The sequence below is a fragment of the Methanobacterium sp. genome (assembly GCA_039666455.1).
Lineage (GTDB): Archaea > Methanobacteriota > Methanobacteria > Methanobacteriales > Methanobacteriaceae > Methanobacterium_D.
Genome location: JAVSLW010000024.1, coordinates 1 through 12,433 on the forward strand (window position 1 = coordinate 1; position 12,433 = coordinate 12,433).

Genomic DNA, 12,433 nt, shown 5'->3' on the forward strand with positions numbered 1-12,433 from the left:
TGAAGAAGACATTATAAACACATACAGGAATAATGCAAACTGCTATATCCAAAAACCTGTTGATTTAGACCACTTTATAAGCGTGATACAATCCATCCAGGATTTCTGGCTCAACAAAGTAAAATCACCCAGCCAAATATGAGCTTTAAATCTAAACTAATCTGGCCCTATTCTAAATTAAGAACTTTTTCAATTCTTCTATAAAATTTATCATATCTCCTTAAATACTAATAAGGATCCCATTCCTTTACTTTGCTGTATTTTGGAAAATCACCGTATTCGTACTTCTCAAACATCTGGCCCCATTCTGTCTTTTTATATTCATCTATTTTCTTTTTTCCAATTACAGGATACCATAATCTGTCATGGTAGAATTCTGAGGCAAAAATAAATGTTTTAAAGATTGGTGAATTGAAAAGAAGTGCATGCAGTCTTTTCATGCCCATTGTTTTCTTTCTTAAGCGCTGATCCCACCTGATAACAGGGCTTTTTATGGTCTGAAATCCGAAATTCATCTTCTTAAGTTCCCCCTCATCTATTCCAACTATTTCTATCTGGTCAACGTCACCCATTCCAAGCCCTTTATCATGAGCCATTTTAATGTAATCTATTTTCAGGGGATCGAAACCCATGATTTTTGCTGCAAGTGCATCGATAGCTACCTGATCTTCACTTCCTAAAATTATGTTTCCGTAAAATGGTTCCATGGTCCTTGGCCCTGCTCCATTTCCACAGACGCATCCGTCCATAACTGAAAATATTCCTTTGTGAATTTCTTTTTGAATTATCAGTAAATCAACAAGGACTTCATGTATTTTTTTGTGGGCATGGTGTCTGTACTTGGGGATTAAACCACCGAAGGCATTTTTCATAGCTCCTGTGGTCGTGGTGTGGCCGTGGGTTTTTACTGTGGGAAAATGAATCACATTGGAGTTGTAAAACATTTCTGGAACATAAACTTCCCCAAAAATTTCGTTCATGGCAAGCATTTCAGATTCAGGCCTGTAAGAAACCCATTCTACATCTGTTAATGGTTCAAAATCTATTCTGTACTGATTTAAAAGGGGGAGCCATTTATTATAGTATGCTCCTTTCCATGGATGAGTTACCACGGTTTGATTCTCAACAGCCACAACATCATGATATCCATCTCTCTTTAAAGTATTTAAAACGCCTTCAAGCTGCCACGGGGGCGTGGAACAGGCAGGATAATAAAGTGTCCATGAAAGATTGAGTTTTAAAATGGTTTTATTCTCTTTTGATAATGATTTTGTGTAATCTGATAGATTCATAATGTGCTTATAATCTTCAACAACAGTTTCTGGTGAAGTTTTCATAACTGCAACCTTAGACATTGTTTCACCTCTCTTTTATTTTGTAGTTCCTTTAATAATTCTTTTTTTAAAGATGAAATATACAAGGAATCCTAAAATCGTCCCATACCAGAGTGTTCCAGATCTTATTATCAATGCCACACCCACAGATGTTGCAGCTCCTATCCCAAAATATTGCAGTAATCCAGAAAATGTTACTTCTGCAACTCCAATACCTCCCGGGATCATGCTCACTGCCCCTGCTAACGATGCAAAGCTGAATACAAATGTGGACATTAAAACACTTATGGATTCTCCAAATCCAATAATTATAAAATATAAGGCTAAACATTCAAAAAACCATGCAAACGCACTTAAAAATGACATGGTGAATATATTTTCAGGGCCCATCAATTTTTCAAAAGTTAAATGCATTCTTTTAATGTCTTTAGAATATTTACTTGCTCTTACCTCAAGGATACTTATAATTTTACCGGAAATCTTTTTTGACTTTATGGAGGCAAAAAATCCGGTAAATAAAAGTATCAAAATGATCAGGATATAGGATCCTTCTTTATAATACAGAATTCCAAGTGTTGAGAGTATAATCAGGCCAGTTAAATCTGTAAGCCTATCTACAATTACAACCGGGACAGTTTTACTTAAACTCTCCCCATTCATGTCTTTTATGAGCCATCCTTTCCATATTTCCCCCACTTTTGCAGGAGTTATGATCATTCCAAGACCACTTAAAAACACGAATAGATTATCTTTCAAATTTAGATGGATATCTACACTTTTAAGGAAATAGTTCCACTTCAAAAACCGGATAAAATAGGCTGTTGTAGTTAAAATTATCATTACAATAAAAAATATCCAGTTAAAGTGCTGGATAGCAGATAATAGATTATCCAAATCTGCGTATACTGCCATTATTAAATAAACAGCCACTGCAAAAAGAATAATCAGCCAGAATTTATTTTTTATCAATCTTTTCCACCGTAGTTAAATTAAAAATATTTTCTACTCATTTTTACAATCTTTGTTAATACATGGTTTAAAGGGGTTGATCTTTTTCCAAACACCTTTAAATTGTTCTTTAAAATTGATTTTCTAACATCTTCAGTCTCTGTAATTATTCCTGCATTCCCAATTTCATTTGCAAAATGAGCGTCACTCCCTCCTGTAATTCCTAAATGATTAATTTTTGCAAATTCACAAGCTTTTTGATTGTATTTATCATGAACACACCGGGAATTGAATACTTCTATACTATTTATGTTACCAGTGTCTTTTTTTTCTATATGGAATGTGGATCTCCTCATTACATCAAAAGGATGGGGGACAACAACTATGCCTTCTTGAGATTTTATTTCATCTATAACTTCATGAAAATGATTTGATTTTATTTCTTCAGATAAATATAATCCTATTACCTCCCCTTTAGATGTGGATACTTCTGAACCGATTATAACCTTAAAATTTTCGTCTTCATATTTTTTTGTCTCTAAGCCCCCTTTAATGGTGTCGTGATCTGTAACTGCAATTCCAGAAAGGCCTCTTTTTTGTGCAATTTTAACTATTTTTTCTGGACTTAGAAATCCATCAGATGAATATTTTGAGTGTACATGAAGGTCGTATTTCATGATTAAACCCCTAAAATTGTTTGGGCCCCTGGAAAATTAATTCATTATTCTTTATCTTATTAGTTTTTATGTCTGAATAGTATATCTTCTTACCATCAGATAGATTAATAGTTTTTACATTTATCTGGGAGGTAATTTGTGGGAAATAGATTGATTTATCGCTTATTATCCATATAATTTTTTCAGTTGAATTATCCAGTGGAATTTTAAATGTATTAGAATCTGCCCATTTACTGGTATGATTTTTACCATACCATGGAGATGTTATAAAGTTTTCAGCCTCTATTAAGTAATAAATTCTGTAATCTGGCAGATAATACATGGCTTTACGCCAGTTAAAACCTTCATTTCCCCTGTTTATTTCCCCCATAATGATAAGAGTATTGTTGGAACTGGTTCCTGGAACTTTGGATATAGCATCAAGATAAGCATGGGTACTGTGGTCGTTTGAATTTATTTTTCCACTACCATACATGAATGAAGTATCAATTCCCCATATTATCCTTTCATAAGGATTCAAACTGCTGATTGGGGTTTCCCATAGCCTTTCTTCATCTATGTTATATGGAAACAAGAAAAATACAGAGTTAAATATTATAGTAGCTGTAAGAACTATGCGGATCCATTTTTTAAGAGAAAATACCGGGTATTTTATATTTAAACATCTGCAAAGCTCATTTGCAAAATACGCTAAAATAATAGTTAAAATAGGAACGAATACAAGAATATAACCGGGCTTGGCTATGTGAATCAGCACATAAACAAGGGACGCAGGCAATATCCATAAAGTAACAAATATTACTTTTGGATTTTTGATATTAAGCCTAAATAAGTGTATTGGACCAGTACCACGATATTTATTGAATAATGCTAAAATAAACAATCCTGTAAAGGTTAAACCAATTCCTGTCCATGCAAAAAATGCCCCAATAGCTGAAAGCCTATTAATAAGGGTTGATCCAAAGAGGAGGGACGATCTGGGGAAACACATTTTGTATAATGTGGCTGATGCCTGGGAATACTGTTCATAACCCCCTGAAAATAGAATTGTAGGAATAAACCAGACTAAAACAGAAGGTATAAGCACTAATAATGCCTTTATAAATCTTACAGGCTCTCTATTATTGTAAAAAAGACAGAATAACCATAAAGGAAACATAAATACTACTATATCCTGCCTGAACCCTCCTGCAAGGCCCAAAGCTAATACTGAAGGATAAAAATACTTTTCTTTTCCTTTAAACACACTATAAGATAAAAATGCGATTAGAGAAGCAAAAAATGCTTCACTTGGATAAATCGTGGCTATTTCTCCATAATACCAGAACAGGGGGTTAAAAACAAGTAATAGGGAAGATATTATAGCAATCTGCCTTGAAAACATTTCCTTAGCGAGGAAATAAATTAATACGAGAGTTAGAATACTAAACAGGATACTGATAAATATCATGGTAGTGTTAGGGTCGTTAAAAATTGTGTTAAGCCATTTTCCAAGTCCTACATAAAATATATATCCTGGAGGGTGGGGTTGATGGTTTAAAATATTAAAATTTTCAAATCCTAAGGCGTAATTTACAGAATCCCACTCATAAAGATACTTACTAACGAATGGAATCCTTGTAATCACTATTAAAATGCTTAAAAACACTGTAATAAGTATATCTCTATTTCGTGAACTTAAGTTTAGATAAAATTTATTTAGCACTCTAAAATACTCCTAAAAACCGAAATACATAATTTCCATATAGCACAGATATGACCAGTAACACCCATAGAACCACGCTCATTAACATTCCTTTATCTTTAAATAGCATTTCAGGTTCTCCTCCAAAGTTTTCAGTATGAACAAGATATATATATCTAAAAATACCGTAAAATACAAATGGAATAGTAAGCATGATGAATATTTTACCGGTAAAGAATGTATAGAGGGAATATGACATGATTAAAGCGCTGGTAGTAATATTTATCATCTGATCAAGCATTTCTGTAGAATAACTATCTAGAATTTTTCTATGATCTCCTGATTTTTCTCCAAGTAGTACTAATTCATGTCTCCGCTTTCCAATCCCTAAAAACAATGCTAAGAGGAATGCACAGATTATAAGCCATGGAGAAATAAGTACACCCACTGCTAAACATCCAGCAACAGCCCTTATAACAAACCCTGTTGATATTATCATTATATCCACAATAATAACGTGTTTTAAAAATACTGAGTAAATCAATATCAAAAGGAAAAATGTTATTGCTGCGCCTAAAAATAGTATATTGATTAAATAGGCAATGCCCATGACTATTATAATTATTGATAGTGAAAATGCCATTGCATGTGCAGGTTTTAACTTACCAGATGCAACAGGTCTTAAACGCTTTTTAGGATGATTTCTATCCTTTTCAATATCCAGAGTGTCATTAATTAAATAAACACTGCCTGAAAGTGCACAGAAAACTGCAAATGCAGCAACTGCATCGATCCAGAGATTAAAGTTTAAGAGATTTAATGAAAATACAATCCCGATAAAAATAACCAGATTTTTGTACCACTGTCTTGGACGCATTGAAACTATCAGTTCTTTTATCATTTTATACACTCTAAATCAAGGGGATTGTAATTTAATTTAGGCATCAACTTTAAAATGTATGTTCCTTCAATTTAATAAAATCAGTGCTTATTAAAAACGAGCGTATTTCACTGTATTTTATAAAATATTAAGATAAATTAAAAAAATAAAAGGGTATATATTCTTTAGCTAAAGAACTCCCATGGCCTTATTTGTTTTTTCTATAGATTTTTGGGGATTATTTTCCATTTCAAGCATGGCCCTTATTGCGTCCACGTTTTCAGGAATAACATCTGATTCCTGGTGAATGGCCTGCATATAGTAGAGTTCTCCATGGGCAATATTCACGGATTCTTCCCAAACACCAGTTTCGAATAAATCATTTCTGGATCGGCCTAATTCTTTAGCATACTCCATAAATTCGGCTGTTGACCCCAGACCTTCACTTGCTTTAAGTAAAAGAACCCTTGGAGTTTTATTTAAGGTATCTTTTATATCATCAACACTGACCTGGGATTCAAGTTCCACCATCAAATTGTGCTGGTGCATTAATGTTGTAGGCACCAGGAGAGCCATTGTGGTAATGTCCAGACCATACATTACTGTTTGAAGGTCAGGACCGTGGTGTGAAGGCACGGTTGGAGGATTAGGGACTATAGCATTGATTGGACCTTTTTTAACCTGCCCGGGATCAGCACCCCTTCTAACCATCACTGCCCTTACCTTTTTAATTCCGCAGAGGTCATCAACTGGTTTCAAGGTTCTGCAGAGTCCGGTGGTGTTACATGATACTACTCTTGCATAATCTTTCCCGTAAGCGTCTTCATAATTTGAAAATGAGTTAAATGAAAGCCCTATATTATCGTGTTTTTCTCCACCTTGAAATACGGCTTTTAAACCTATTTTTTCGTAAATATTTTCCTTATTTTTAGCGCCAATACCTTCTGGAGTACAATCTACAACTATGTCCAGTTTTTCGAAGAGTTCTTCAGCAGTTCCAGTTACTTTAATACCTGCATCTTCAAAAGAGCTTTCCCTTTCAGGAGCACTTATGTAAAGGTCATAACCTTTATCTACAGCTATTCGGGATTCAAAATCAGGGCTTCTTTTGGTAATTCCTACAATTTTCATGTCATCCTGTGCAGAAACAGCATCTGCTACTCTTTTACCTATTGTTCCATATCCATTTATCCCCACGGATTTCATAAGATCAACTCCTTCAAATTTTTAATTTAAATTTACGATAGAATCTTATGTTTAATTTAAGATAAAATTATTCCTGTAAATAAAATTTTTACGTGATTACCTAATATTTAAAAGACGGGATAATCACAGTAGTTGCTAAAAAAGAGGATTTATGAACAGATATTCTTATCTGCAAGTTCTGCAATGATACCTTCAAGATATATCCTTGCAGATATCTCAAATAAGGCTCCAAAAGGTGTTAAAGGCTCATATTCACCAGCTACTCTTCTTTCTATGTAGTTTTTGGTTTTTGCTTTTATTCTACCTGGAATTTCAATTGCAACATCAGATATTTGGTTTAGAGGTGAACCAGTAAAAGAAGTTAATGATATAATTTTTGCACCTTTTTGCACTGCTTTTTTTGTAATGGTTAATGTTGGTTCAGTTTCCCCAGATCCAGATATTGCTATTAGAACGCTTCCTTCATCAATTTCAGGAACAATGGTCTCACTGACCACGTATACATCCCTGCGGATTCCGCTAAGTCTTGAGGCAAAAGCTTTTCCAACAAGTTCTGATTCTCCAAAACCACATATAAAAACTTTTGTAGCTTCACACAAATAATTTTCCATGAGTTTTGTAGCGTTATCATCAATTTCCATGGATTTAATGTGAGATGTTATCTCTTCAAGCACGAGCCTTAACATAAAAACACCAGTTCATTTATAATTAGTATATTCTGATATTATAAAATACTTTGGTTTAAAAACAGGAAGTGGGGTTTATCATGTTTTTTAGATAAGTAATTATAAATAGTAATGTTTATGGAAATCGGGTGTAAAATCAGCAATCATTTTTTTCTATATATTCATCTGGAAGGAGGTAATTTAACCATACCAATCCAGAAATCCTCAATAGTATGTATAACTTCCATAAACCGCTTGAAATCTATTGGTTTTGTGATAAAACAGTTAGCATGATTCCTGTAACTATTTAAAATGTCTTCTTCACTCTTTGACGTGGTTAAAATAACAACAGGGATGTACATAAAGCGTTTGTCTTGTTTAATTTCTTTAAGCACTTCACGTCCATCCTTACGGGGCAGATTTAAGTCCAGTAAGATTAAATTGGGTGTTGGAGAATCATGATATTCTCCTTCTTTATTTAGAAATTCCATTGCTTTTATGCCATCTGTAACTACATTTAAATTGTTTTTTATTTTAAAATCCTTTAAAACTTCCATAATCAGGCGTATATCTGCAGGATTATCTTCAACAAGCAGTATTTCCACAGGAATATATTTTTTATTCATTCAATTCCTCAGCTATCTTGATTTTTTGTGCTTATTTTTAAAATAAAGATGATGGTATTAAAGTTAAAATTAACATTTACCTGTAAAAAATGGTTCTCTATCTCTAACAGCCTTTAAAAACAATTTTTTAAGCTCATCATCACAATAACCTTTATGCATTGGCCCCAGGAGGTCAACTAAATTATCATTTCTAAGTAAACATGGTTTAATTTTCCCTTCAGGAGTTATTCTAATTCTGGTGCAGTTTTTACAAAATTGAGTGTTGTCCATGGGTTTAACAACTTCAATTTCCCCACCTTCTACAAAGTACTTTTTCCGGTCCTGCATAAAATGCCTTGTTTTAACTTTATCTGCTATTTTAGTGAGCTTTTGTTCAACTTTATCCATATTAAAATGGTATTCATCATAAAAGCCATTATCTGGGCAATTATCTGTTTTTAAAAGCTCTATAAGCTGTAAAATTGCTTTATTTTCTTTGCAAAACTGGAACATGTCCCATATTTCATGATGGTTAATTCCCTTCATTACTACCATATTAACCTTAACTGGATAAAGCCCTGCCTTTGAAGCTTTTTTAATTCCTTCCTTTGCATTTTTAATATAATCTCTTTTAGTTATAAAGCGGTATGTTTCAGGATTTAGAGTATCAAAACTCACATTGACACGATTCAAACCAGCAGATTTTAATTTATGGGCATATTTTCCAAGTAATGTGCCATTAGTAGTTAAAGCTACATCTTTAAATCCAATAGCTGTTATTTTCTCCACAATATCAATGATGTCATCCCTAATTAATGGTTCTCCACCAGAAAGCCTTATTTTTTGAACTCCAGTATCTGCAGCCACTTTTGCAGCTCTGCATATCTCATCTGGAGTCATTTCATAGCTTCCTGGAATTATTCCGTCGTGATGGCAGTAGAAGCATCGAACATTGCAGCGATTGGTTATTGAGATTCTAAGAGAAATTATTGGTCTTTCAAACTTATCTGACACTGTCATCTGTGTTCTGTCCCCTTGATCGTGATTTTTTTTGATAGTTATAATTGATTAGGATTTAAGGGATATATAACTTGTAGTTGGATGAAATGAAAAAAATAAAATAGCTGGAAACTTAAAGTTTCTACATTGCGTCAAGTTTCTCAGGTAAATATGTATCAACCACGTATTCAAGACCATATTTAGAAAATGACTGCTGTTCTGCCTTTTTCCCAATTTTAAGCATTTTCTTAATTTCAGTTTTCCATAATTCATCTTTATAACGTGGATCTTTAAGCAGTTCTTTAAGTCTTAAAACATCTATATCCTTTAAGGGATCGGTTGGAAGGTCATAATTAATTATATCACTTGCAGTTACTCCTAAAAACTTTGCATCAGGTGTTGCAAGGTCATGGTTAACATGTGCAAGCTTTGCACTTCCAGATATTATTACCATGGCGATATGGAATCCCCATGGGTCTCCGTCGTTACAGATATAGACAGGTAGATTAAGCTCTTCATTAACTCTTTTAAGGAACCTTCTTGTTGCCCTGGCGGCCTGACCCTTAAGTCCAACTATAAGCGTATCAAATTTGTCATATGCTTTTTCCTGAACTAATCTGTGAAACATACCCATTGTTTCTACTGCAATTACTCTCTGGACATCGTGATCTACAAATTCTACATCATCAATTGTAGGAGAAATAGTATATCCTGATTTACCTGATTTTATAGCATTAATTTCAACATCATCTTCTTTAACAACAAGATTACCATAAACAGAAGCTCCATCTTCTTCTGGCATTAAACCAAGGTCTTCTCTGGACATTCCGAGTGTAACTTCCAGGTCTTCCCCAACAATGTTTGATTCCTGCTGATCTCCAAAATCAACTTCTTCCCAACTTTCTGAAATATAATAAAGCTCCCTTAAAGTAGCTGTTTTATTTGTTTTTATAAGGTCTTTACAGAAATTAGCTGTGTAGACCATTTGAGCTATTTTTTTAATTTGCTTAACGTTACCAAGGGATCTTTTACCATATCTATCTCCAAGAACATAGTATCTCTTGGCTTCGTCGTAAACCAAATTAGAAGTACCTCTGGAAGGTACTTTAATTGAAGGAACGTTAGCACTGTTAACGTCTTCTATAATTCGTGCTCCTAACCCTTTGAGCTTGTTTATTGCGATTTCTCTTCTATTTAGCATTGATATCCCCTGATATTTTTGGTTTCCTTGTAACTTTAGCTAACACTGCATCATATTCTGGAACATCTTCTTCAGCAAGTATTGCTGCTTCTTTTAATATTAAAGGTACATATGTTTCAAATATCTTCGAACGCATCGCTTCTTCTTTAGCAGCTCTTTTTGCATTTAAATACTTCTGCAAGCTTCTTGCAATTTTCATGGTGGCCTGTCTTACTTCATTCATGATCTCCTCTTCAGGAGCAACACTCTGTTTTCCTGTGGACATGTAAGGCACATGAGTGGACACAATATTTGCAAAAACAGTTACTGGAGCATTTTCAAGGTCTTTTATTCCATAACGTTTCCAATCTATGCTTTTTAAAGCTTCAGTTATACCACAGCTTCCCTGATCAAAGGTAAGGGGAACTCTGTTTGCAAAACGCATTATCTCTGCCTTTTTCTGCTCACCTACCACCCTTCCAGATTTTCCACCGTAGGCAATCCCCGCCTCAATTACAAATGAAACTCCCCCTTTATATGTTTTGGGCTTTCTGGTGATTGTTTTTACGTATTCTGGTTCGAGTATTTCTCTCATACCTTTTTCAATCTGTTCTTCACCTATTGGAATTAACCCTGAAGTTGGAGGAGCCATGAAGTCCATTTTCTGGAACAGTTCCACAATTTGTTCAGCTTCTTCCCATTTCATATCTTTTGGACGTTTGTTAAAGTCAATTTCTGTGATTTCCTGAATTTCATCAACTCTCTTACTGGACATTCTGGAAAGTGAACTTGTAAGTAAGCTTCTAAATCTTCTCTTATCTGTGTGCTTTGCCATAAAGATTAAATCGTCTGCGGTTACTCCTTTGGGGTGTGGAAGTACTTCTTTTGGCATTGGAGGAATTTCATCTGTAGCCCGGTCAAATATATATCTGTGACCTGTTGGATCCTTGAATATGATTTTGGCGTGAGGATTTGCAATCATGGTTCTTCTGATGTATTCAAATGCTCCCTGTTCACTTAAAGAATATGAAACATCTTTAAAGTGAAGTTCCGTGCTTACACCTGTTGAATCAAGTTCTATATCTTTTCTATCCAGGATAAGACCTCTGTTTTTTTTGACATCCATCTTAAATGTCATGCCCACACCTTTAATCTTATCTCCCTGTTTATATCCTGATGTGATTTTAACAGGCATTCCTGTGGTCATTTGTGATAATAGAACACATCCACTGCAACCTAACCCTTGTTGTCCTCTTGACTGGATATTTCTGAATTTGGAACCTGCAAACATGGTACAGAATACCTTTGTAACATAGTCTTCAGGTATACCAGGCCCATTGTCTTTGTGATGTAAAATATAATGGTCTTTGTCCACTCTCCTAAGTTCTATTGTTATTTCTGGTAAAATACCTGCTTCTTCAGCAGCATCAAGGCTGTTGGTGATTAACTCGTGAAAAACTATTGTAAGCGATCTTATTTTACCTGAAAACCCCAGCATTTGCTTGTTTCTTCTGAAAAATTCAGATGCTGTAAGTTCTTTAAACTCTTCAAAGAGCTCTGATGCTTCTCTTTCTGCAGAAATTTGTTTTTCCAAAGTTGGCCTCCTTAAGTTTTATGATTAGATAGTGTATTAAAATTATAATAAAATGATGGTTATTCTTTAATCAGGATATTTTCAAATTCTTTCCTTTTTAATTCCTGTTTTTTCTTTTCTAAGAATGAATAGACACTTTTATGCCTAACACCGTCCAGTATCATTTGAACAGCTTCTTTTGCAATCTGAATTCTTTCCATATCTCCAATTAGTGCCACTGTTTTACCATATACTGAAACATCAACACCAGTCATTTCAGTGATTATTTCCTTTGTCCGCCCTTCTCTACCTATAATTCTGCCTTTCTGCCTCAATATGGCTTTTTTTGATTTACGGGTAAAATCTGATAAATTGATTATTTCAAGAATAAATTCATCATCAAGTAATTTAAGAGCAGTTTCAGGGCTAAAACCTCTTCCTATTGCTTTTACAATGTATCGAACCTTCCAAACAGCCAGTGGATCTTCCATTGTATCTCTTGGAACTATGGTGATGCTGCCAGTTTCACTATCTATATCCAGTTTTGTGCTGGTCATATTTTCAATATGTTCTTTTGTAGCACCGTTTTTTCCAATCAGGACTCCAACCCTTTCTTTTGGAATCTTAAGATATTCGGTGTTTGGCATTTTTTCACCTCACAAAATTATATTAATATATCCAT

Annotated in this window: 12 protein-coding genes; all 12 read right to left on the reverse strand. The window is 34.2% G+C overall.

Annotated elements, in window-relative coordinates; translation table 11 throughout:
• Positions 1-227: 227 nt before the first annotated feature.
• Positions 228-1,355, reverse strand: a complete 1,128-nt coding sequence (locus tag PQ963_06325) for a DUF362 domain-containing protein (protein ID MEN4029279.1) — start codon at positions 1,353-1,355, stop codon at positions 228-230.
• A gap of 15 nt (positions 1,356-1,370) precedes the next feature.
• Positions 1,371-2,303 (reverse strand): lysylphosphatidylglycerol synthase transmembrane domain-containing protein, encoded by a 933-nt coding sequence (locus PQ963_06330; GenBank protein ID MEN4029280.1) that lies wholly within the window; start codon positions 2,301-2,303, stop codon positions 1,371-1,373.
• 20 nt (positions 2,304-2,323) lie between these two features.
• A complete protein-coding gene (locus tag PQ963_06335; GenBank protein MEN4029281.1) occupies positions 2,324-2,959 on the reverse strand; it encodes a PHP domain-containing protein in 636 nt (211 codons plus the stop codon).
• 10 nt (positions 2,960-2,969) lie between these two features.
• Entirely contained in the window at positions 2,970-4,664 is a 1,695-nt protein-coding gene (locus PQ963_06340; protein ID MEN4029282.1) for a glycosyltransferase family 39 protein, read from the reverse strand.
• 1 nt (position 4,665) lies between these two features.
• Positions 4,666-5,544: a decaprenyl-phosphate phosphoribosyltransferase gene (locus PQ963_06345; protein ID MEN4029283.1), complete on the reverse strand. Its 879-nt coding sequence runs from the start codon at positions 5,542-5,544 to the stop codon at positions 4,666-4,668.
• 168 nt (positions 5,545-5,712) lie between these two features.
• Positions 5,713-6,729: a phosphorylating glyceraldehyde-3-phosphate dehydrogenase gene (locus PQ963_06350; protein ID MEN4029284.1), complete on the reverse strand. Its 1,017-nt coding sequence runs from the start codon at positions 6,727-6,729 to the stop codon at positions 5,713-5,715.
• A gap of 149 nt (positions 6,730-6,878) precedes the next feature.
• A complete protein-coding gene (locus PQ963_06355; protein ID MEN4029285.1) occupies positions 6,879-7,415 on the reverse strand; it encodes an SIS domain-containing protein in 537 nt (178 codons plus the stop codon).
• Positions 7,416-7,576: 161 nt separating this feature from the next.
• A complete protein-coding gene (locus PQ963_06360; GenBank protein MEN4029286.1) occupies positions 7,577-8,020 on the reverse strand; it encodes a response regulator in 444 nt (147 codons plus the stop codon).
• Between the two features lie 69 nt (positions 8,021-8,089).
• Complete coding sequence (gene moaA, locus PQ963_06365) at positions 8,090-9,019, reverse strand: GTP 3',8-cyclase MoaA (protein MEN4029287.1); 930 nt, start codon at positions 9,017-9,019, stop codon at positions 8,090-8,092.
• Positions 9,020-9,140: 121 nt separating this feature from the next.
• Positions 9,141-10,199, reverse strand: a complete 1,059-nt coding sequence (locus PQ963_06370; GenBank protein MEN4029288.1) for a DNA topoisomerase IV subunit A — start codon at positions 10,197-10,199, stop codon at positions 9,141-9,143.
• Positions 10,189-11,772, reverse strand: a complete 1,584-nt coding sequence (top6B, locus tag PQ963_06375; protein MEN4029289.1) for a DNA topoisomerase VI subunit B — start codon at positions 11,770-11,772, stop codon at positions 10,189-10,191. Before top6B ends, PQ963_06370 begins: the two co-directional genes overlap by 11 nt.
• Positions 11,773-11,831: 59 nt before the next feature.
• Positions 11,832-12,398, reverse strand: a complete 567-nt coding sequence (locus tag PQ963_06380) for a KH domain-containing protein (GenBank protein MEN4029290.1) — start codon at positions 12,396-12,398, stop codon at positions 11,832-11,834.
• Positions 12,399-12,433 lie beyond the last annotated feature (35 nt).

What these genes read in the sequence shown, in the direction of transcription:
- moaA (MEN4029287.1), bottom strand. Translation starts at nt 9,019, where the DNA reads ATGACAGTGTCAGATAAGTTTGAAAGACCAATAATTTCTCTTAGAATC.
- PQ963_06355 (MEN4029285.1), bottom strand. Translation starts at nt 7,415, where the DNA reads ATGTTAAGGCTCGTGCTTGAAGAGATAACATCTCACATTAAATCCATG.
- PQ963_06335 (MEN4029281.1), bottom strand. Translation starts at nt 2,959, where the DNA reads ATGAAATACGACCTTCATGTACACTCAAAATATTCATCTGATGGATTT.
- PQ963_06360 (MEN4029286.1), bottom strand. Translation starts at nt 8,020, where the DNA reads ATGAATAAAAAATATATTCCTGTGGAAATACTGCTTGTTGAAGATAAT.
- PQ963_06350 (MEN4029284.1), bottom strand. Translation starts at nt 6,729, where the DNA reads ATGAAATCCGTGGGGATAAATGGATATGGAACAATAGGTAAAAGAGTA.
- PQ963_06380 (MEN4029290.1), bottom strand. Translation starts at nt 12,398, where the DNA reads ATGCCAAACACCGAATATCTTAAGATTCCAAAAGAAAGGGTTGGAGTC.
- PQ963_06325 (MEN4029279.1), bottom strand. Translation starts at nt 1,355, where the DNA reads ATGTCTAAGGTTGCAGTTATGAAAACTTCACCAGAAACTGTTGTTGAA.
- PQ963_06345 (MEN4029283.1), bottom strand. Translation starts at nt 5,544, where the DNA reads ATGATAAAAGAACTGATAGTTTCAATGCGTCCAAGACAGTGGTACAAA.
- PQ963_06370 (MEN4029288.1), bottom strand. Translation starts at nt 10,199, where the DNA reads ATGCTAAATAGAAGAGAAATCGCAATAAACAAGCTCAAAGGGTTAGGA.